The organism is Variovorax sp. PMC12 (assembly GCF_003019815.1).
Lineage (GTDB): Bacteria > Pseudomonadota > Gammaproteobacteria > Burkholderiales > Burkholderiaceae_C > Variovorax.
The window spans coordinates 1,422,110-1,442,398 of sequence record NZ_CP027773.1; the positions used below are offsets into that span (position 1 = coordinate 1,422,110).

The following is a 20,289-nucleotide window of genomic DNA, read 5'->3' on the forward strand; positions in this document are numbered from 1 at the left end:
TGTGAAAGCAGCTGGCTGCGGCCGGATCAGTTGATCTGGCGCATCGCGCACATCAGGGTCGCCTCGCAGGCAAGTTCGCTGCCCACCAGGGCGCGACCCTTGAACTTCGAGATGCCGGCCTTCATGCGTTCGATCTCGACTTCGAGCGTGAGCTGGTCGCCGGGTTCCACAGGGCGCTTGAAGCGCGCGCCGTCGATGGCGGCGAAGTAATAGACGGTGTTGTCGTCCGGCACGATGTCGAGCGAATGGAACGACAGCAGCGCCGCGGCCTGGGCCATGGCTTCGAGCATCAGCACGCCCGGCATCACCGGGCGGTGCGGAAAGTGGCCGTTGAAGAACGGCTCGTTCATCGTCACGTTCTTGAGCGCCGTGATGCGCTTGCCCTTTTCCATGTCCAGCACGCGGTCCACCAGCAGGAACGGGTAGCGGTGGGGCAGCAGCTTGAGGATTTGATGGATATCGAGCGTCGTCGTCATGATTTTCTGGTCCTGCATCGTCGTCATTTTTTCGAGGGAGCCTTCTCCAGCGCCTTCAGTCGTTCGCGCAGGGTGTGCAACTGCTTGAGCGTTGCCGCATTTTTTTCCCAGCTCGCATTGTCATCGATGGGAAACATGCCTGTGTATTGGCCGGCCTTGTGGATCGAACGGGTAACAATGGTCGCAGCGGACACGTGAACACCGTCCGCCACCGTCAGGTGGCCCAGCACGATGGCGCCGCCGCCGAAGGTGCAGTTGGCGCCGATGATCGCGCTGCCGGCCACGCCGACGCAGCCCGCCATTGCGGTGTTCCGGCCGACGCGCACGTTGTGGCCGATCTGGATCAGGTTGTCGAGCTTGACGCCGTCTTCGATCACCGTGTCGTCGAGTGCGCCGCGGTCGATGCAGGTGTTGGCGCCGATCTCGACGTCGTTGCCGATGCGCACCGCACCCAACTGCTCGATCTTGACCCACTGCCCTTGGTGCAGCGCAAGGCCGAAGCCGTCGGCACCGATGACCACGCCAGGGTGCAGCAGGCAGCGTTCGCCGATCGCGCAATCTTCGCTGACTGTCACGCGCGACTTCAGCACGGTGCCCGCGCCGATGCGCGCGCCCCGCTCCACCACGCACAGCGCGCCGATGCGTGCCGTTGCATCGACATGCGCCTCGGCATGGATGACCGCGCTGGGGTGGATGCGATCGGCCTCCGGGCGCGCATGGTGCGCCTTCCAAAGCTGCGTCAGGCGCGCGAAGTAGAAATAAGGATCGGGCGTGACGATGAAAGCGCCACGTGCGGCGGCCGCCTCGCGCATGGCGGGCGACACGATCACACAGGCAGCTTTGGACGCGGCCAGTTCCTGCTGGTATTTGGGATGGCTCAGGAAACTGAGCGCATCGGGCTGTGCATTCTGGAGCGGCGCCAGCCGCTCGATGGACAGCGTCGCATCGCCATGAAGCTCGCCCCCAAGGGCGTCAACGATGGCTCCGAGCTGCAGAGACACGCCGGTTCGCGGCGTTACTTGCCGGCCGCGGGCGCAGAAGAGCCGACCGACGCGTTCAGCGCCTTGATCACCTTGTCGGTGATGTCGTGCTTCGGGTTGATGTAGATCGCTTCCTGCAGGATGGCGTCGTACTTCTCGGCCTCGGCCACCTGCTTCACGACGCGGTTGGCGCGTTCGTAGACCTGCTGAAGCTCTTCGTTCTTGCGCGCGTTCAGGTCTTCCTGGAATTCACGCCGCTTGCGCTGGAAGTCACGGTCCTGGTCGACCAGCGAACGCTGGCGCGACACACGCTGGGATTCGGACAGCGTGGGCGCCTCGCGCTCGAACTTCTCGGATGCGGCCTTCAGCGCCTCGCCCTGCGTGGTCAGGTCTTTCTCGCGCTTGAGAAACTCCGCCTCGAGCTTGGCCTGCGCGGCCTTGGCTGGCTGGGCTTCCCGCAGCACGCGGTCCGGATTCACGAAACCGATGCGAAAGGTTTCCTGTGCTTGCGCCTGGGCAGGCGCAGCAGCCAGCACGAAAGCGGGAATCAACAGCGCGCCTGCCGCGGCGCGAATCAAATGCTTCATTTAGAAAGACGTTCCGATCTGGAATTGGAGGCGCTGGATTCTATCCTTCGGGATCGTGACGAGTCCGGTACTCGGATCCGTGACTTCCTTCTGGGACTTGATGGGGAAGGCATAAGCCAGGCGCAGCGGGCCGAGCGGCGAGATCCAGCTGACGCCGAGACCGACCGAGGCGCGCAGCTTCTTCTGGGCGCTCCACTGTGCATCCGTCAGGCCGGGCGCGCGGGAGCCGAACACGTTGCCGACGTCGAAGAAGGTGTACAGGCGCAGCGTGCGGTCGTTGCCGGCACCCGGGAACGGCGTGCTCAGCTCGGCATTGAAGATGGCCTTCTTGGTACCGCCCAGTGCGGCGCCGTCGGTCTGGCCGAAGAGCGGCACGTCGCGCGGGCCCAGCGAGTTCTGCTCGAAGCCGCGGATCGAACCCAGGCCACCGGCATAGAAGTTCTTGAAGATCGGGTAGGTATTGCCGCCCAGCGCCTTGGCATAGCCGACTTCACCGTTGACCGAGAAGGTGTACTGCTTGTTGATCGCGAAGAACTGCTGGTATTGGTAGTTCGTCTTGATGTACTTCATGTCGCCGCCCACGCCCAGTTCGAGGTTGGCGCGTTGCATGCGGCCCGTGGTCGGGGTCAGCGCGCTGTCGCGGCTGTCGCGGCCCCAGCCGACGGTCAGCGGAACACCCCAGACGCTCTTCTGGTCGCAGCCGAGCACGAAGAATCCGGTCGCATCCTTCTTGCACTGGAAGTAGGAGAGATAGGAATTCGGCGTGTACAGGCCCGCGAAGATCGCCGACCGGTTCGGATCGAACGCGTAGCGCTCAAGACCAATGCCGAAGAACACCGTGTCGATCTCGCTGAACGGCACACCGAAGCGGATCGAGGCGCCCTGGTTGACGAGCTTGTAGTCGCCGTCTTCCGAGGTCGAGTACGGCCGCGTCGTGGTGTGGTACACGCTGATCGTGCGCGAGATGCCGTCCTTGGTGAAGTACGGATCGGTCGTCGTCAGCGACAGCGTACGGTTGTACTTGCTGGTGTTGACCTGCACGCCCAGGAAATTACCCGAGCCGAACACGTTTTCCTGCGAGATGCCGAAGGTCAGCGCGACCTTGTCGGAGCTCGAGTAGCCGGCACCCAGCTGCAAGCTGCCGGTGGGCTTTTCAGCCACGTTGACCGTCAGGTCCACCTGGTCGGGCGAACCCGGCACTTCCTGCGTTTCGACGTTCACTTCGGTGAAGAAGCCCAGGCGGTCGACACGGTCGCGCGACAGCTTGATCTTGTCGCCGTCGTACCACGAGGCTTCGTATTGGCGGAACTCGCGGCGAATGACTTCGTCGCGGGTCTTGTTGTTGCCGCCGACCATCACGCGGCGCACGTACACGCGGCGCGAAGGCTCGGCCTGCAGCGTCAGCGTGACGCGGTTGTTCACGCGGTCGATTTCGGGACGCGCCTGCACGCGGGCGAACGCGTAGCCGAAGGTGCCGAAATAGTCGTTGAAGGCCTTGGTGGTCTCCGTGACCTGCTCGCCGTTGTAGGGCTCGCCCGGCTTGATGGTGATGAGCGACTTGAACTCCTCGTCGCGGCCGAGGTAGTTGCCGTCGAGCTTGACGCCTGCCACCACGAACTTCTCGCCTTCGGTGATGTTCACCGTCACCGTCAGGTCCTTGCGGTCCGGCGAAATGGCGACCTGGGTCGAATCGATGCGGAACTCGAGGTAGCCGCGCGTGATGTAGTACGAGCGCAGTGTTTCGAGGTCGGCGTTGAGCTTGGCGCGCGAGTACTGGTTCGACTTCGTGTACCAGCTCATGAAACCGCCGCTGTCCTGGTCGAACAGGCTCAGCAGCGTCGATTCGCTGAAGGCCTTGTTGCCCACCACATGCACTTCGCGGATGCGGGCGGATTCGCCTTCGGTGACGGTGAACGTCAGGTTGACGCGGTTGCGCTCGATGGGCGTGACGGTGGTCACGACCTGCGCGTTGTACAGGCTGCGGCTCACGTACTGGCGCTTGAGCTCCTGCTCGGCGCGATCGGTCAGTGCCTTGTCGTACGGACGGCCGTCGGTCAGGCCCACTTCGCGCAGCGCCTTCGTCAGCGCGGCCTTGTCGAATTCCTTGGTGCCGACGAAGTCGACATCGGCGATGGTGGGCCGCTCCTCGACGATCACCACCAGCACGTTGCCGTTCACGTCGATGCGCACATCCTTGAACAAACCCAGCTCGAACAGCGCGCGGATCGCGGCCGAACCGCGCTCGTCGCTGTAGGTATCGCCTACGCGCAGGGGCAGCGACGCGAAGATCGTGCCGGCTTCGACGCGTTGCAAGCCTTCGACGCGGATGTCACGTACCGTGAAAGGCTCGACGGCCCATGCAGCCGTGGCGGCGAGCGCACTGGCAACCACCGCGACAACGCTACGCAGGCGAAAGCGATTGAAGTTTTTGTTCATCTGTGAATTGAGCCGGCACGGAAAGGGCCGGCAGAAAGTTAACCAAAGAGCCGCGTGACGTCGTTGAAGAGTGCGACCGACATCATGACCAGCAGCAGGGCAACCCCGCCCCGCTGCAGCCGTTCCATCCAGGCGTCAGAGACGCTTTTCCCGGTCAGGCCCTCCCAAAGATAATACATCAGGTGCCCCCCATCGAGGACCGGCAGCGGCATGAGATTGAGCACGCCAAGGCTCACGCTGATGAGCGCAAGGAAGACGAGATACTGCGTGAAACCAAGGCTGGCGGACTTGCCGGCGTAGTCGGCAATGGTGAGCGGACCGCTCAAATTCTTCAGGGAAGCTTCACCAATGACCATCTTGGCCATCATTCGCACGGTCAGCGCCGACACCTCCCAGGTGCGCACCACGCCGCGCCACACGCCGTCGACCGGCCCCTGGCGCACCGTCACCATCTCCGGCGGGGCGCCGACGTAGGCCCCGATGCGGCCGACCTTGGCGGCGCCCTCTTCCCGCACCTCGGGCTTGACGTCGATCGTGAGAGACTGGCCGCCGCGCTCGATCTTCCAGGCCTGCGTGAGCGGCTGGCCTGCGTCCACCGAGGCGCGGATCACCTCGCGCAATTGCTGCCCGTCGACGATGGCGGTATTGCCGATGGAACGCACCACGTCGCCTTTGCGCAGGCCGGCGCGCTCGGCGGCGCTGCCGGCCATGACTTCGCCGATCTCCGGCTTGGTCAGGGGAGCGAGCACGCCGATCTTGCGGAACATCTGCGGATCGGCATCCCGGGTTTCGAGGCTGCTCAGGGGAAGTACCAGCGTGCGCGCGGGCCGGCCGCCCTCGCCCGCCACTTCGAGCGTCAGGTCATGGCCGTCGAGCGCGCCGCGCGTCATGCGCCAGCGCAAGTCCTCGAATGACTGAACCGGCGACAGATCGCCGTCGAAGCCCGCCCGGGTGATGTATTCGCCGCCATGCAGGCCCGCGGCCTCGGCCATCGAGGCCGCCACCGGGCGGCCCAGCTTGGCGACAGGTTCCTGCACGCCGATCCAGTTGACCGCCGTGTAGAGCACCACGGCCAGCAGCAGGTTGGCGACGGGACCCGCGGCGACAATGGCCGCCCGCGAGCGCAGCGGCTGGGTATTGAAGGCGCGATGGCGCTCTTCAGGGGCAACCGGGCCTTCGCGCTCGTCGAGCATCTTGACGTAGCCGCCCAGCGGGAACGCGCCGATGACGAACTCGGTCGATTGCCCTGGATGCTGCCGCTTGGGCTGCCAGCGGAACAGCGCCTTGCCGAACCCGACCGAAAAGCGCTCCACCTTGACGCCGCAGGCCACAGCGACACGGTAGTGGCCGTATTCGTGTACCGCGATCAACACACCGAGCGCGACCACAAAGGCTATGACAGTAAGCATCCGGGTCCTCTGGCTGTAAGAGTGGGGTTGTCGTCAGGCTGCGAAACGCAGCGCCGCGGCATTGGCCGCCGCACGGGCGCTGGCATCGATTGCCAGCAGGTCGGCCAGCGATGCCGGCTTGGAGGGCGAGACTGTCTCCAAAGTTTCCATGTTGACCGCATGAATGCGGTCGAAGCGCAGTCGCCGGTCGAGGAATGCCTCGACTGCGACCTCGTTGGCGGCGTTGAGCACGGCCGTCGTGCCCGGCGCTGCGCGCAATGCGTGCCAGGCCAGGCCCAGGCCCGGAAAGAGCGCCGCATCGGGCGCATTGAACGTGAGCGAAGCCATCTGGCGGAAATCGAGCCGTGCCGCGCCGCTCTCGATGCGCTCGGGCCAGGCCAGGCCGACCGCGATCGGCACCCGCATGTCGGGCGTACCGAGCTGGGCGATGACCGATGCGTCGGTGAACTGGACCATCGAGTGCACCACGCTCTGCGGATGGATGACGACCTCGATCTGCTCGGGCGAGACGCCGAACAGGTGGCGCGCCTCGATCACTTCGAGCGCCTTGTTCATCATCGTGGCCGAGTCGACCGAGATCTTGCGCCCCATCACCCAGTTGGGGTGGGCACAAGCCTGCTCGGGCGTCACTGCGCCCAGCGTCTCGGGCGCACGTGTGCGGAATGGGCCACCCGACGCGGTCAGGATGATCTTGTCGATGCGCCGCGACCAGGTGGACGGGTCTTCGGGCAGCGACTGGAAGATGGCCGAGTGCTCGCTGTCGATGGGCAGCAGCGTGGCGCCACCTTCGCGCACCGTGCGCATGAACAGTTCGCCCCCGACGACCAGCGCCTCCTTGTTGGCCAGCAGCAGGCGCTTGCCAGCACGGGCGGCGGCCAGGCAGGGCCCGAGACCCGCTGCGCCGACGATGGCGGCCATGACGGCGTCGACCTCTTCGTGCGACGCTATCTTTTCAAGAGCATCGATGTCAGTGAGAACAACCGTTTTCAGGTTGTTCTGCTTGATCTTTTCAGCCAGCAGCGCCGCATGCGGTGCACTCGCCATGACGGCGAAACGTGGTGAGAACTGCGCGCACTGGGCCAGCAGTTCGTCCACCTTGGTGGCGGCGGAGAGCGCGAACACCTCGAAACGCTCGGGATGGCGCGAAATGACGTCGAGCGTGCTGACGCCGACCGAACCGGTCGAACCGAGCACAGTGACGCGTTGCTTGGGAGTATTCACAGGAAAGCCAGCATCATGGCAATGGGGAGCGCCGGCAAGAGGGCATCCACGCGGTCGAGAACGCCGCCGTGGCCCGGCAGCAGCTTGCTGCTGTCCTTGGCGCCGGCGCTTCGCTTGATGAGTGATTCGACGAGGTCGCCCACGACGCTCATCGCCGCAAGAAACAGCGCACCGAGCAGCAGAAGCCACCAGCCGCGCTCGTTGAGCCGGGTGTAGAGGCTTGCGACGGTGGCGCCCGTCGCCTTGTCCGCCCAGACCCAGGTAAAAGCCAGCACCACCACGCCGACCATGCCACCCCAGACGCCTTCCCAGCTCTTGCCGGGACTGATCGCGGGAGCGAGCTTGTTGCGGGTGAACTTGAGGCCGAAGGCCCGGCCGGCAAAATAGGCGAACACGTCTGCCACCCAAACCAGCACGAGGATGGACAGCAGGAAATTGATACCGACCATGCGCGCCTGCACCGCCGCCAGCCATGCAACCCACAGTGCCAACAGGCCACCGACCAGCCGCAGCCCGCGCGGAATCCGCGGCCAGCCCGGCACCGCCACGCGAAGCAGCAGCGCCCCGCCCAGCACCCAGGCAGCGCCGGCCAGGGTCCACATCAGCACCAGCGACTGCTCGAGCAGGCCCAGCCACCACGACAGCGCGCAAAGCACTACTGTCTCGATGCCCAGGAACACCGAAAGCCGCTGGCCATAGCCGTTCAGGCGCCCCCATTCCCAGGCTGCGGCGCCGATCAGCACCAGCATCACGCAGGCAAAGGGGATGTAGTTTCGATAGAACAGCGCCGGCAGCAGGATCGCGAGCAGCACGATCGCCGTGAGGATGCGTTGTTTGAGCATGCGAGAAGTTGTCGGGCGGTCAGGCCGTCTGGCTCTGCGGAGCCGAGACCTGTGCCGAGGTTTGGCCGAAGCGACGCTCGCGGCTTCGGAATGCGGCGATGGCCTCGTCCAGCGCAGCCTCGTCGAATTCCGGCCACAGCTTGTCGCTGAAGAAAAGCTCGGCATAGGCACTCTGCCAGAGCAGGAAATTGGACAACCGCTGCTCGCCGCCCGTGCGGATGAACAGGTCGGGGTCGGGCACATGTGCCAGCGCCATCGCCCGGTCGAGGCTCTCCTCGGTGACGGCTTCACCCTGCGCCGCCAGCTTGGCGGCGGCCTGAGCGATGTCCCACCGGCCGCCGTAGTTGAAGCAGACGTTGAGCACCATGCGCGAGTTGTGCGCGGTGGCGGCCTCGGCGTCGACCAGGCCCTTCACCATCTTCGGCGACAGGCCGCCGCGCTCGCCGACAAAGTACAGCCGCACGCCGTCGCTGCTGAGCCGGGGCACCTCGCGAGCGAGCGCACCGACCATCAGCTCCATGAGTCCGGAAACCTCCTCGACGGGCCGGTTCCAGTTCTCGGAAGAAAACGCGAACACCGTGAGCACGCCCACGCCGCGGTCGGCGCAGGCCTTGACGCACCGGCGCAGCGATTCGACGCCCTGTTTGTGCCCCGCGACCCGGGGCAGGAAGCGCCGCGTCGCCCAACGGCCGTTGCCGTCCATGACGATGGCAACGTGATGCGGGTTTCGCGGCGTTGACGAGGCCATGGCAGGCCTCAAACGGCCATGATCTCCGCTTCCTTGGCCGCGACCAGGCGGTCGATTTCCGCGATGTGGCGGTCGGTGACCTTCTGGATCTCGGCTTCGGCGCGTTTCTGGTCGTCTTCCGACGCCAGCTTGTCCTTGACCAGCTTCTTGACCGACTCGTTCGCATCGCGGCGCAGGTTGCGCGTGGCGATCTTGGCGCTTTCGCCTTCGTTGCGGACCAGCTTGGTCATTTCCTTGCGGCGCTCTTCGCTCATGGCGGGCAGCGGCACGCGGATCAGGTCGCCCATCGAGGCGGGGTTCAGGCCCAGGTCGCTTTCGCGGATGGCCTTCTCGATCTTGGCGCCCATGCCCTTTTCCCAGGGCTGGACGCTGATGGTGCGCGAATCGAGCACCGACACGTTGGCCACCTGGCTCAGCGGCACTTGCGAGCCGTAGTACTCGACGTGGATCGAATCGAGCAGCGCCGAGTTGGCGCGGCCCGTGCGAATCTTGGTGAGGTTGTTCTGGAATGCGGCGAGCGACTGATTCATCTTCGCGTCGGTCGCATTGCGGATGTCTGCAATGGTCATCTCAAATACTCCTAGGCATGCACCAGCGTGCCCTCGTCCTCGCCCATCACGACACGCTTGAGCGCGCCGTTCTTGAAGATCGAGAACACCTTGATCGGCAGCTTCTGGTCGCGGCACAGCGCGAAGGCCGTGGCGTCCATGATGCCGAGATTTTGCGCGATCGCCTCGTCGAAAGTCAGCGTGGCGTAGCGTGTTGCATTGGGGTTGGTCTTGGGGTCGGCGGTGTATACACCATCGACCTTGGTCGCCTTGAGCACCAGCTCGGCGCCGATTTCGGCGCCGCGCAGCGCTGCGGCCGTGTCGGTGGTGAAGAACGGGTTGCCCGTGCCGGCGGCGAACACCACGACCTTGCCCTCTTCGAGGTACTGCAGGGCCTTGGGGCGCACATAGGGCTCGACCACCTGCTCGATGGCAATGGCGGACATCACCCGGGCCACCAGGTTCTGCTTGTTCATGGTGTCGGCCAGCGCCAGCGCGTTCATCACGGTGGCCAGCATGCCCATGTAGTCGGCAGTGGCGCGGTCCATGCCGACGGAGCCTCCCGCGACGCCACGGAAGATGTTGCCGCCGCCGATGACCACGGCCACCTCGACACCCATGTTCACCACTTCGGCGATTTCCTCGACCATGCGGACGATGGTGGCGCGGTTGATGCCGAAAGCGTCGTCGCCCATCAACGCCTCTCCCGACAGCTTCAACAAGATTCGCTTGTGGGCTGGGCGGGCATCAGACATGGGCAATTTCCTTGAGTTGGCGGGGGCGAGTGTAAAACGTAGCGGTGAAAAAGCGGCGGCACGCGTTCGCGCACCGCCGCTTGTATGGCGGCTGGATCAGGCAGCGGCCTTGGCAGCGGCAACTTGCGCGGCCACTTCGGCGGCGAAGTCGTCGACCTTCTTCTCGATGCCTTCGCCGACCACGTACAGGGTGAAGCCCTTGATCGTGGTGTTGGCAGCCTTGAGCATCTGCTCAACGGTCTGCTTGTCGTTCTTCACGAACGGCTGGTTGTGCAGCGAGACTTCCTTCAGGAACTTCTGCACGCCGCCTTCGATGCGCTTGGCAACGATGTCGTCCGGCTGCGGCTTCTTGCCTTCGGCTTCGGCCGTCTTGCGGTCTTCATCGGCCTTGCCCTTGGCAACTGCGCGTTCCTTTTCGATCAGGTCGGCAGGCACGTCGGAAGCCTGGATGGCGACCGGCTTCATGGCGGCGATGTGCATCGCGACGTCCTTGGCCGAGGTGTCGTCGCCTTCGAACTCGACCATCACGCCGATGCGCGTGCCGTGCAGGTACGAAGCCAGCTTGCCGTTGCCCGTGAAGTGCTTGAAGCGGCGGAAGCTCATGTTCTCGCCGATCTTGCCGATCAGGCCCTTGCGCACGTCTTCGAGCGTGGGACCGAAACCGTCCTGCTCATAGGCCAGCGCACCCAGGGCGGCGATGTCCGCGGGGTTGTTCCTGGCGACCAGCATCGCGGCAGCGTTGGCCATGGCCAGGAAGCTGTCGTTCTTGGTGACGAAGTCGGTTTCGCAGTTGATTTCGATCATGCCGCCGGCAGCGCCGTCGACGAAAGCCGTGACCACGCCTTCGGCGGTGATGCGGCCCGATGCCTTGCCAGCCTTGTTGCCGAGCTTGATGCGCAGCAGCTCTTCGGCTTTTTCCATGTTGCCGTCAGCCTCCGTCAGGGCCTTCTTGCATTCCATCATGGGCGCGTCGGTCTTCGCGCGCAGTTCGCCGACCATGCTTGCGGTGATTGCAGCCATTTGTGTATCTCCGTAAATCCAAAAATCAGGTTAAAAAAAAGGGGCACCAAAGCCCCTTCTTCAGGCTCGCGAGCGCGCCGATCAGGCCGAAGCGCCTTCTTCGACTTCGACGAATTCGTCGCTGCCGCCTTCGGCGATGGCCTTGACCACGTCACCGGTGGCGCTGTTGCGGCCTTCGATGATGGCGTCGGCGATGCCGCGGGCGTACAGCGTGACGGCCTTCGACGAGTCGTCGTTGCCGGGGATCACGTAGTCGATGCCTTCGGGCGAGTGGTTGGAGTCGACCACACCGATCAGCGGAATGCCGAGCTTCTTGGCTTCAGCCACGGCGATCTTGTGGAAGCCCACGTCGATCACGAAGATGGCATCGGGCAGAGCGGTCATGTCCTGGATGCCGCCGATGTCCTTTTCGAGCTTCTCGATTTCGCGCGAGAAGGTCAGTTGCTCCTTCTTGCTCAGCGAGTCGAGGCCCGCTTCTTGCTGAGCCTTCATGTCCTTCAGACGCTTGATCGAGGTCTTGACGGTCTTGAAGTTGGTCAGCATGCCGCCGAGCCAGCGGGTGTCGACGAAAGGCACGCCGGCGCGGCGTGCTTCGGCAGCCACGATTTCACGGGCTTGGCGCTTCGTGCCGACCATCAGGATGGTGCCGCGGTTGGCCGTGAGTTGCTTGGCGTACTTCATCGCGTCCTGGAACATCGGGAGCGACTTTTCCAGGTTGATGATGTGAATCTTGTTGCGGTGACCGAAGATGAACGGAGCCATCTTGGGGTTCCAGAAGCGGGTTTGGTGACCGAAGTGGACACCGGCTTCCAGCATTTCGCGCATGGTGGTAGACATTGAAATTACTCCAAAGGTTGGGTCTAAAATCCAGCCCGTTTTGTGCTCTCTTGGATGGAGTCACAACACCTTGATTGGGCCGGTTTGCGGATGTGTTTGACTGGATGCAACGGGAGCCGTTGCTCAACCAGCGAAACCCAAAGAGTATAGCACGGCCACTCTCCCCTTCCTGAACCGAGCCGTCCACGCGGCACCGCAGCCCCACCATGAACGACCTCCACGCCACCCGTCTCTCCCTCCTGGCAGGTGGCTCCGATGCACGCACCGAATTGGAGCGCGCCATCGACGTCTCGCAGTCGGCGGCCTGCGCGCATGTCTTCACCCGCACGATGTTCGACGAGGCTCGCCAGGCCGTTGCCGGCGTCGGCACCGAAACCCGGCTTGCCGGGCTGGCTTTCACCAGCAAGGACCTGTTCGACATCGCGGGCCAGCCCACACCTGCCGGCTCGGTGGTGCTGTCGCATGCACCAGCGGCCAGCGCCGACGCCCTCGCCGTGGCGCGGCTGCGCGCCGCGGGCGGCGTACTGACCGGACGCACCAACATGACGGAGTTCGCCTTCTCTGGCGTCGGCGTCAATCCGCACCACGGCACGCCCGCCAATGTGAGCGACGCCGCCACGCCCCGCATTCCCGGCGGCTCGTCGTCAGGCGCCGCGGTTTCGGTGGCCAGCGGCGCCGCGTTCATCGGCCTGGGCTCCGACACGGGCGGCTCGATCCGCATTCCGGCGGCGCTGAACGGCATCGTCGGGTTCAAGAACACCGCCCGCCTCACGCCCGCCGATGGCGCGCTGCCGCTTTCGACCACGCTCGACACCGTCTGCGCCATGACGCGGTCGGTGCGCGACGCCATCACCGCACACGAAATCCTTGCCGCGCGGCGCGTCACGGCCGGCAATGCGCCCCTGGCCGCCTACCGGATCGCCGTGGTGAAGAACGTGTTCTTCGACGACATCGAACCCGCCGTGGCCGCCGCCTTCGAGCGCTCGTTGAAGAGGCTGCGCGCCGCCGGCGCCCGCATCGAAGAGATCGCGCTCCCCGAGTTGACCGAACTGGCGACCATCAACGCCACCGGCGGTTTCTCGGCAGCCGAGTCCCACGCCTGGCACCGGCTGCTGCTCGAACGCAGCGGCGCGGGCTACGACCCGCGCGTGGCCCAGCGCATCCTGCGCGGCGCCGGCATGAAGGCGCACGACTACATCGACCTGATCCATGCCCGCCGCGACTGGATCGCCCGCGTCGAAGCCGCACTGGCGCCGTTCGACGCGGTGCTGTCGCCCACGGTGCCGATCACCGCGCCCTCCATCGCCAGCGTGGCCCCGGGCGCCGAGCGCGACGACGAGTTTTTCCGCATCAACGGGCTGCTGCTGCGCAATCCGTCGATCGTCAACATGCTCGACGGCTGCGCCGTCTCGCTGCCTTGCCACGTCCCCGGCGAACTGCCGGTCGGCCTCATGCTGTGGCATGCCGCGCTGCACGACGACGCCGTGCTGGCGCAAGCCCTGCAAATCGAGCGCACGCTACAGAATCAATAGCTGGCTTCGCCCATACTACGGGCGTCCGCCGTCTCTCTTATCTAGAACATTCAATGAAAATCGCGATTGTGGGCGCCGGCATCATCGGCGTCACCACCGCCTGGGAACTGGTTTCCGACGGCCATGAAGTGACCGTGTTCGAGCGCCGCGGCGCCGCCGCCGAAGAAGCCAGCTTCGCCAATGCGGGCGTGGTCGCCCCCGGATACGTCACCCCCTGGGCTGCGCCCGGCATGCGCGGCAAGGTGCTGCGCTCGCTGCTGTCCTCGCACGGCGCCATCAAGCTGCGCTGGCCCCTGAGTTCGCGCGACATCGGCTGGATGTCGCGCTGGCAGAAGGCCTGCAAGCTCGAGACCTACCTCGCCAACCGTGCCCGCATGCAGCGGCTGGCCTTCTACAGCCGCACCCGGCTGCACGAAGTGACCGAGGCGCGCGAGCTGAGCTACGAGCGCAGCGACGGCTACCTCGTGCTGCTGCGCTCCAAGCGCGAGAAGAAGATGGTCCAGCCCGGGCTCGACGTGCTGCGCGCGGCCGGAAGCGTCTTCAAGGAAATCGATGCCGACGAGACCCGGCTGATCGAGCCCGCGCTCAACCCCGAAACCCCGCTGGTGGGCGCCATCCACCTGCCGGAAGACGAAGTGGCCAACTGCCGCCAGTTCGCGCTGCTGCTCAAGTGGGAGGCCGAGGCGCTGGGCGCGCAGTTTCATTTCAACTGCGACATCGCACCGCTGAGCCGCGCAGCGCCCACTTCGCTGTCGCTGGCCAGCGGGTCGGATCCGGTGCGCTACGACGCCATCGTCGTGTGCGCCGGCCTGGCCTCGGCCGCGCTGCTGCGTCCGCTGGGCCTGCGCATCCCGATGGCGCCGGTCTACGGGCATTCGGTCAGCGCACCGGTGCGCGAGCCGCTCAATGCCCCACGCAGCGCGGTGATGGACGAGCGCTACAAGGTCGCCATCTCCCGCCTGGGCCAGCGCGTGCGCGTGGCCGGCAGCGCCGAGATCGGTGGCTCGCTGGACACGATGAATCCGGCCTCGGTGCAGTTGCTCTACAAGGTGCTGCACGACTGGTTCCCGGGTGCGGCAACCCTGCAGTCGGGCGTGCAGCAATGGAAAGGCGCACGGCCGATGCTGCCGGACGGACCGCCGGTGCTGGGCGCCAGCGGCATCCCGGGCGTATGGCTCAACCTCGGCCACGGATCGAGCGGCTGGGCGCTGTCGTGCGGCAGCGCCCGCGTGCTGGGCGACCTGATCGCGGGCCAGGATCCGGGAATCGACCTCGAAGGGCTCGGCGTCGAGCGTCTCAGTCTTTAGGATCCCAGCGGCGCAGGCGCTCGGGGCTCGCGGGCTGCTCGACAGGCAGCTCGGGCTCAGGCGGCGGCCGCAGGCGCTCTGCGATCCGTCCCAGCAAGCCGGGGCCGATCAGCGCAAAGAACACCAGGCACATCGCACCGGCACCGAACAGGGCCAACCGCGCCAGCCCTGAAACGCTTTCGGCCGGCAGATCGAACCAGCGGATCACGCTGACGCCGATGCCGACATTGGCGGCCCATGCCACATCCCTCAACGGCACCCAGCGCTTCAGTTGGGCCAGCAGGAAGACGCCCCACACGGCACCCAGCAGGGCCAGCACCCATGCCCATCCGGCGATCCAGGCAACGGTCGCGGCCAGGAAAAAGGCGAGTCCTGCGACAAGCAGGGCGAGCACCCACGCGACGCTCTTGAAGTTCATCCGCCCATGATAGGGAGGCAACGCAGCGGCACAATGGATCGATGCAACGCATCACACCCGCCACCGCCGCAAACCTGTTCGACATCGCCGCCACGCGCCGCATCGAACAGGCCGCGGCTGCCGCCCTGCCCGCTCACGCGCTGATGCAGCGTGCCGGCCTCGCAGCCGCCCGGCTCGCAATGGCCATCGCACCCCATGCGCGAACCATATGGGTGGCGTGCGGACCGGGCAACAACGGCGGCGACGGCTTCGAGGCGGCGGCGCAATTGCGTCATCGGGGCTTCTTTCCGGTGGTCACGTTCGCCGGGGACGAGAGCCGGCTGCCGCCGGATGCCAAAACATCGCTGCAGCGCGCCCGCGACGCGGGCGTCGCCTTTGCGGAGAACCCGCCGAGCGCCTACGAACTCGCCATGGATGCGCTGCTCGGCATCGGCTCCACGCGGCCACCCCAAGGCACGATGGCCGAATGGCTCCGGCAGATGCATGCGAGCGCGCAGCCGGTGCTCAGCGTCGATGTGCCGTCAGGGCTGAACGCGGATACCGGCGTGCTGCCGAAAGACTTCGACCGCACGAACGCCTCCACACGCCACTGCATCACCTTTCTCACGCTGAAGCCCGGCCTCTTCACCGCACAAGGGCGCGACGCGGCAGGCATCACCTGGTTCGACGATCTCGGCTGCAGCCACGTCACGGATCAGCCAGCAGCCGTGCTGACCGGAACGCCGAAGGCACAGCCGCGCGCGCATGCCTCGCACAAGGGCAGCTACGGCGATGTCGCCGTGATCGGCGGAGCGTCCGGCATGGCGGGCGCGGCGCTGCTGGCAGGTTCGGCCGCGCTGCATGCCGGCGCGGGCCGGGTGTTCGTCGGCCTGCTCGACCCCGGCGCGGCCATCGTCGACACCTCGCAGCCAGAACTGATGCTGCGCGACGCCCGCTCGCTCGACCTGTCGGGAATGACCGCCGTCTGCGGTTGCGGCGGCGGAGAAGCCGTTCGCGAACTTCTGCCGCGCGTACTGGCGACAGCCGCCGCGTTGGTGCTCGATGCGGATGCACTCAACGCCGTCGCGACCGACAGCGCGCTGCAGGCACGACTCGCATCGCGCGGAAAAGACGGATTGCCCACCGTGATCACGCCGCATCCGCTCGAAGCGGCGCGCCTGCTGGGGTGCACGGCCGCCGACATCCAGGCCGACCGGCTCGCGTCGGCGCGGCAGCTTGCGTCACGCTTTGGCGTGGTCGCGGTGCTCAAGGGATCGGGGACGGTGGTTTCGGACGCAAGCGGCGCGCCTCCAGCCATCAACCTGACAGGCAACGCCGCGCTGGCCACTGCCGGGACTGGCGACGTGCTGGCCGGCATGATCGGCGCCGCACTGGCGGCCGGTCGCCCCGCCTTCGAGGCGGCCTGCGAAGCCGTCTGGCAACACGGCCACATCGCCGACACCTGGCCGGCCAACGCCGCCCCGCTCACGGCGGGCACGCTGGCCCGCCGCGCGCCCGCCTGACGCGGCTCTTTGCTTAGCCGCGCCCGACGAAGGGCATCTTCGTCGCCATGATGGTGTGGAACAGCACGTTCGCTTCCAGCGGCAGGTTCGCCATGTAGAGCACCGACTGGCCGACGATCTTCACGTCGATCAGCGGCTCGATCGCGAGTTCGCCGTTGGCCTGCGGCACGCCCTTGGCCATGCGCGCGGCCAGTTCGGTCATCGCGTTGCCAACGTCGACCTGCCCCACCGCGATGTCGTACTTGCGGCCGTCCAGCGACGCGGTCTTGGTGAGCCCTTCCACCGCATGCTTGGTCGCCGTGTAGGCCGCCGAATTGGGCCGCGGCGCGGTGGCGGAGATGGAGCCGTTGTTGATGATGCGGCCGCCCATCGGCGTTTGCGCCTTCATCGTGCGGAACGCCTGCTGGATGCAGAAGAACATGCCCGTCAGGTTGATGTCGACCACGCCCTGCCATTGCTCCGGCGTCCAGTCCTCGAAGGGGCCGGGCGGGTTGCCGACACCCGCGTTGTTGAACAGCAGGTCGACACGCCCGAAGCGCTCGACCGTCGCGGCGAACAAGGCCTGCACCGATTCAGCCTTGGCCACGTCGGTGGGCACGGCGAAGGCGCGCGCACCGGCGCCCGATTCTTCGGCGACCTGCTCCAGCGGCTCCAGCCGGCGCCCGGCCAGTGCCACGCTCCAGCCGTCGCCCAGCAGCGCCAGCGCCGCGGCGCGGCCGATGCCGGAACCCGCCCCCGTGACGATGGCGATGCGGCCCTTGTTGTCTTCAGCGCTCATGCTGTCTGTCTCTTTCTTTCTTGAGGTTGTCGATGGTTCATGCGGCAAGGCATCAGCGGCGCGGCTTGCGCCCCTTCATTTTGTTGGCGGCCTTCTTCACCGCAGACTTGAAAGCCTGCATCGCCGATTGCGGCCCGGCCGGCGCCGAAGCGCCTCGCTCCAGGCGTGGCTCGCCGACGCCGCCGGCCTCCGCCGCCTTGTGGCGGCTGCCGCGCTTGGCCGACGCCTTGACCGGCACGCCCGACGATCCCACGCCCTTGTCCTTCATGGCGCGCGCCGTGAGCTCCTCGCCTTCGCGCACGAGGCGGAAGTCGATCTTGCGGCCGTCCAGGTCGACGCGGCTCACCTGCACCCGCACGCGCGTGCCGATGGCATAGCGGATGCCGGTGCGCTCGCCGCGCAGTTCCTGGCGCATCTCGTCGAACTTGAAGTACTCGCCGCCGAGCTCGGTGATGTGCACCAGCCCTTCGACGTACATCGCATCGAGCGTGACGAAGATGCCGAATGTGGTGGCAGCGGTGACCACGCCGCCGTACTCCTCGCCGAGATGCTCTCGCATGTACTTGCACTTGAGCCAGGCCTCGACGTCGCGGCTGGCCTCGTCGGCACGGCGCTCGTTGGCGCTGCAATGCAGGCCCGCGGCCTCCCATGCCAGCACTTCCTTGCTGGGCGCGACGGTGGCCTTCTGCGGCTTGTTGGTCGGCGCCTTCACGCGCGAAGCGAGCCGCTTCGCCAGCTTGGCATGCGCCTCGCCGGGGGTCGGCAGCATCGGCAGCTGGTAGCGCGTCTTGCCGAGGATGGCCTTGATCACGCGGTGGACCAGCAAGTCAGGGTAGCGCCGGATCGGGCTCGTGAAGTGCGTGTAGGCCTCGTAAGCGAGGCCGAAGTGGCCGCTGTTGATCGGCGTGTAGATCGCCTGCTGCATCGAACGCAGCAGCATGGTGTGGATCTGCTGCGCGTCCGGCCGCTCCTTGGTGGCCTCGGCGATCGCCTGGAATTCACCCGGCCTGGGGTCGTCGGTGATGCTCAGGCCCACGCCCATCGCCTTCAGGTAGCCGCGCAGGATTTCCTTCTTCTCGGGCGTCGGGCCTTCGTGCACGCGGAACAGGCCCGGGTGCTTGCCTTCGGCGATGAAGTCGGCGCTGCAGACGTTGGCCGCGAGCATCGCTTCTTCGATCAGGCGGTGCGCTTCGTTGCGCGTGCGCGGCACGATCTTCTCGATGCGGCCGGCGTCGTCGCAGATGATCTGCGTCTCGGTGGTTTCGAAGTCGACCGCGCCGCGCTTGCCGCGCTGCTTGAGCAGAGCCTTGTAGACGTCGGCGAGGTTCAGCAGGTCCTTGACGCGGTCCTTGCGCTTGGCGGCTTCGGGGCCGCGCGTGTTGCCGAGGATGGCGGCCACTTCGGTGTACGTGAAGCGCGCGTGGCTGAACATCACGGCGGGATAGAACTGGTAGGCGTATATCTCGCCGTCGGCCGCGACCAGCATGTCGCACACCATGCACAGGCGCTCGACCTCGGGGTTGAGCGAACAGAGGCCGTTCGACAGCTTCTCCGGCAGCATCGGTATGACGCGGCGCGGAAAGTAGACGCTGGTGGCGCGGTCGTAGGCGTCGATGTCGATGCCCGAACCGGTCTGCACATAGGCGCTCACGTCGGCAATCGCGACCAGCAGGCGCCAGCCCTTGCCACGGCCCACCTTCGCGGGCTCACAGTACACGGCATCGTCGAAGTCGCGCGCGTCTTCGCCGTCGATGGTGACGAGCGGAACGTCGGTGAGGTCGACGCGCCCCTTCTTGTCGGCGGGGCGAACCTTTTCGGGCAGCGCCCTGGCTTCGGCCAGGCACTCCGCGGAGAACTCGTGCGGCACGCCGTACTTGCGCACGGCGATCTCGATCTCCATGCCGGGGTCGTCGATCTCGCCCAGCACTTCTTTCACTCGGCCCACGGGTTGGCCGAACAGCGCTGGCGGTTCCGTGAGCTGCACGACGACGACCTGGCCCACCTTCGCGGGGCCGGTCGCACCCTTGGGGATCAGTACGTCCTGGCCGTACCGCTTGTCTTCCGGCGCAACGAGCCAGATGCCGCCTTCATGCAGCAGGCGGCCGATGATCGGCTGCTCGGGGCGCTCGACGATCTCGACCACGCGCCCTTCGGGGCGGCCACGCCGGTCTTGCCGCACCACGCGCGCCTTGACGCGGTCCTTGTGCAGCACCGCGCGCATCTCGTTCGGTGGCAAATAAATGTCTGCTTCACCGTCATCACGCTGCACGAAGCCGTGCCCGTCGCGATGTCCTTGAACAGTTCCTTCGAATTCGTCCAGCAAGCCGCTGGAAGTGCCATTATTTTTGATATGATCTCCTTCTTTCCTGAAATTCAAAACGCAGTTGCTTCTGCAACTACGTGGGCCCAGATGGCGGAATTGGTAGACGCACTAGTTTCAGGTACTAGCGAGTAACATCGTGGAGGTTCGAGTCCTCTTCTGGGCACCAAGTTTAAACAGACCTTTACCAGGTCATTCGATTCAAGCCACCGGCCTCCGGTGGCTTTTTTCATTTTCATGGTCGCTCGCATCTGCGTCTCACGCGACGCGTTCACGAGATTGCATCCACGAACACCGACCTTGCGCGCACGACCACGCTCGCCCGCGTTCGGCAACACTTCGTCCACATGGGCAGAACCACGCAGGCGCAAAAATTTCGACTGGCCAAAAAGGTTGCGCCGAATCTGTGTATATAATCGCAGTCTTTGCTGAAAAGCAGAGAATGCCCAGATGGCGGAATTGGTAGACGCACTAGTTTCAGGTACTAGCGAGTAACATCGTGGAGGTTCGAGTCCTCTTCTGGGCACCAAATTCACATTGACCCCCGCCAGGTCGTGTTCCGAAACAAGCCAC

General features: G+C 65.7%; 18 protein-coding genes and 2 tRNA genes. 5 read left to right on the plus strand and 15 right to left on the minus strand.

The genetic code is table 11. The features are described 5' to 3' along the window. Positions 1-26: 26 nt before the first annotated feature. From fabZ to rpsB, 12 genes are all read right to left on the minus strand, one after another. Complete coding sequence (fabZ, locus tag C4F17_RS06560; RefSeq protein WP_171022553.1) at positions 27-503, minus strand: 3-hydroxyacyl-ACP dehydratase FabZ; 477 nt, start codon at positions 501-503, stop codon at positions 27-29. Beyond that, positions 500-1,477, minus strand: a complete 978-nt coding sequence (gene lpxD / locus C4F17_RS06565; RefSeq protein ID WP_106934691.1) for a UDP-3-O-(3-hydroxymyristoyl)glucosamine N-acyltransferase — start codon at positions 1,475-1,477, stop codon at positions 500-502. Before lpxD ends, fabZ begins: the two co-directional genes overlap by 4 nt. A 14-nt stretch (positions 1,478-1,491) precedes the next feature. Continuing rightward, entirely contained in the window at positions 1,492-2,043 is a 552-nt protein-coding gene (locus C4F17_RS06570; RefSeq protein ID WP_081267257.1) for an OmpH family outer membrane protein, read from the minus strand. Further along, positions 2,044-4,479: an outer membrane protein assembly factor BamA gene (gene bamA, locus C4F17_RS06575; RefSeq protein WP_081267258.1), complete on the minus strand. Its 2,436-nt coding sequence runs from the start codon at positions 4,477-4,479 to the stop codon at positions 2,044-2,046. 38 nt (positions 4,480-4,517) lie between these two features. Continuing rightward, positions 4,518-5,888, minus strand: coding sequence for an RIP metalloprotease RseP (rseP, locus tag C4F17_RS06580; RefSeq protein ID WP_081267259.1), 1,371 nt, complete (start codon positions 5,886-5,888; stop codon positions 4,518-4,520). A gap of 33 nt (positions 5,889-5,921) precedes the next feature. Next, entirely contained in the window at positions 5,922-7,109 is a 1,188-nt protein-coding gene (gene ispC / locus C4F17_RS06585) for a 1-deoxy-D-xylulose-5-phosphate reductoisomerase (protein ID WP_106934692.1), read from the minus strand. Further along, entirely contained in the window at positions 7,106-7,951 is an 846-nt protein-coding gene (locus tag C4F17_RS06590) for a phosphatidate cytidylyltransferase (protein ID WP_106934693.1), read from the minus strand. Before C4F17_RS06590 ends, ispC begins: the two co-directional genes overlap by 4 nt. Before the next feature lie 19 nt (positions 7,952-7,970). Continuing rightward, complete coding sequence (uppS, locus tag C4F17_RS06595) at positions 7,971-8,699, minus strand: polyprenyl diphosphate synthase (RefSeq protein ID WP_081267262.1); 729 nt, start codon at positions 8,697-8,699, stop codon at positions 7,971-7,973. 8 nt (positions 8,700-8,707) lie between these two features. Beyond that, positions 8,708-9,268 carry a ribosome recycling factor gene (gene frr / locus C4F17_RS06600; RefSeq protein ID WP_081267263.1) on the minus strand — a complete coding sequence of 187 codons (561 nt, stop codon included), beginning with the start codon at positions 9,266-9,268 and terminating at the stop codon, positions 8,708-8,710. 11 nt (positions 9,269-9,279) lie between these two features. Beyond that, positions 9,280-10,002: a UMP kinase gene (gene pyrH, locus C4F17_RS06605; RefSeq protein ID WP_081267264.1), complete on the minus strand. Its 723-nt coding sequence runs from the start codon at positions 10,000-10,002 to the stop codon at positions 9,280-9,282. 96 nt (positions 10,003-10,098) lie between these two features. Continuing rightward, the gene (gene tsf / locus C4F17_RS06610; protein ID WP_081267265.1) at positions 10,099-11,022 is read right to left on the minus strand and encodes a translation elongation factor Ts; all 924 of its coding nucleotides are present in this window, start codon (positions 11,020-11,022) and stop codon (positions 10,099-10,101) included. Positions 11,023-11,103: 81 nt separating this feature from the next. Further along, a complete protein-coding gene (rpsB, locus tag C4F17_RS06615; protein WP_081267266.1) occupies positions 11,104-11,859 on the minus strand; it encodes a 30S ribosomal protein S2 in 756 nt (251 codons plus the stop codon). A 206-nt stretch (positions 11,860-12,065) separates the two neighbouring features. On the opposite strand from rpsB, the gene C4F17_RS06620 reads away from it, so the two are divergent. Further along, entirely contained in the window at positions 12,066-13,391 is a 1,326-nt protein-coding gene (locus C4F17_RS06620) for an amidase (protein ID WP_106934694.1), read from the plus strand. Between the two features lie 53 nt (positions 13,392-13,444). Beyond that, entirely contained in the window at positions 13,445-14,698 is a 1,254-nt protein-coding gene (locus C4F17_RS06625) for a D-amino acid dehydrogenase (protein WP_081267268.1), read from the plus strand. Here C4F17_RS06625 and C4F17_RS06630 read toward each other — a convergent pair. Continuing rightward, positions 14,688-15,116, minus strand: coding sequence for a hypothetical protein (locus C4F17_RS06630; RefSeq protein ID WP_106934695.1), 429 nt, complete (start codon positions 15,114-15,116; stop codon positions 14,688-14,690). The two genes, C4F17_RS06625 and C4F17_RS06630, sit on opposite strands and share 11 nt — an antisense overlap. A gap of 41 nt (positions 15,117-15,157) precedes the next feature. On the opposite strand from C4F17_RS06630, the gene C4F17_RS06635 reads away from it, so the two are divergent. Further along, positions 15,158-16,618 carry an NAD(P)H-hydrate dehydratase gene (locus C4F17_RS06635; protein ID WP_106934696.1) on the plus strand — a complete coding sequence of 487 codons (1,461 nt, stop codon included), beginning with the start codon at positions 15,158-15,160 and terminating at the stop codon, positions 16,616-16,618. 13 nt (positions 16,619-16,631) lie between these two features. On the opposite strand, the gene C4F17_RS06640 is transcribed toward C4F17_RS06635, so the two are convergent. Together C4F17_RS06640 and rnr are read right to left on the minus strand one after the other, a co-directional pair. Then, the gene (locus C4F17_RS06640) at positions 16,632-17,396 is read right to left on the minus strand and encodes an SDR family oxidoreductase (RefSeq protein WP_106934697.1); all 765 of its coding nucleotides are present in this window, start codon (positions 17,394-17,396) and stop codon (positions 16,632-16,634) included. A 52-nt stretch (positions 17,397-17,448) separates the two neighbouring features. Then, the gene (gene rnr, locus C4F17_RS06645; protein WP_172839815.1) at positions 17,449-19,719 is read right to left on the minus strand and encodes a ribonuclease R; all 2,271 of its coding nucleotides are present in this window, start codon (positions 19,717-19,719) and stop codon (positions 17,449-17,451) included. 81 nt (positions 19,720-19,800) lie between these two features. Here rnr and C4F17_RS06650 point away from each other — a divergent pair. Continuing rightward, positions 19,801-19,885 (plus strand) — tRNA-Leu (locus C4F17_RS06650). A 275-nt stretch (positions 19,886-20,160) separates the two neighbouring features. Next, positions 20,161-20,245: transfer RNA gene (locus tag C4F17_RS06655), tRNA-Leu, on the plus strand. Positions 20,246-20,289: the final 44 nt, after the last annotated feature.

Bases quoted from the DNA above. Each gene is read 5' to 3' on its own strand.
- C4F17_RS06570 (WP_081267257.1), bottom strand. From the start codon at position 2,043: ATGAAGCATTTGATTCGCGCCGCGGCAGGCGCGCTGTTGATTCCCGCT.
- uppS (WP_081267262.1), bottom strand. From the start codon at position 8,699: ATGGCCTCGTCAACGCCGCGAAACCCGCATCACGTTGCCATCGTCATG.
- tsf (WP_081267265.1), bottom strand. From the start codon at position 11,022: ATGGCTGCAATCACCGCAAGCATGGTCGGCGAACTGCGCGCGAAGACC.
- C4F17_RS06590 (WP_106934693.1), bottom strand. From the start codon at position 7,951: ATGCTCAAACAACGCATCCTCACGGCGATCGTGCTGCTCGCGATCCTG.
- C4F17_RS06630 (WP_106934695.1), bottom strand. From the start codon at position 15,116: ATGAACTTCAAGAGCGTCGCGTGGGTGCTCGCCCTGCTTGTCGCAGGA.
- pyrH (WP_081267264.1), bottom strand. From the start codon at position 10,002: ATGTCTGATGCCCGCCCAGCCCACAAGCGAATCTTGTTGAAGCTGTCG.
- frr (WP_081267263.1), bottom strand. From the start codon at position 9,268: ATGACCATTGCAGACATCCGCAATGCGACCGACGCGAAGATGAATCAG.
- C4F17_RS06625 (WP_081267268.1), top strand. From the start codon at position 13,445: ATGAAAATCGCGATTGTGGGCGCCGGCATCATCGGCGTCACCACCGCC.
- rseP (WP_081267259.1), bottom strand. From the start codon at position 5,888: ATGCTTACTGTCATAGCCTTTGTGGTCGCGCTCGGTGTGTTGATCGCG.
- rpsB (WP_081267266.1), bottom strand. From the start codon at position 11,859: ATGTCTACCACCATGCGCGAAATGCTGGAAGCCGGTGTCCACTTCGGT.
- C4F17_RS06620 (WP_106934694.1), top strand. From the start codon at position 12,066: ATGAACGACCTCCACGCCACCCGTCTCTCCCTCCTGGCAGGTGGCTCC.
- C4F17_RS06635 (WP_106934696.1), top strand. From the start codon at position 15,158: ATGCAACGCATCACACCCGCCACCGCCGCAAACCTGTTCGACATCGCC.
- bamA (WP_081267258.1), bottom strand. From the start codon at position 4,479: ATGAACAAAAACTTCAATCGCTTTCGCCTGCGTAGCGTTGTCGCGGTG.
- C4F17_RS06640 (WP_106934697.1), bottom strand. From the start codon at position 17,396: ATGAGCGCTGAAGACAACAAGGGCCGCATCGCCATCGTCACGGGGGCG.
- fabZ (WP_171022553.1), bottom strand. From the start codon at position 503: ATGACGACGATGCAGGACCAGAAAATCATGACGACGACGCTCGATATC.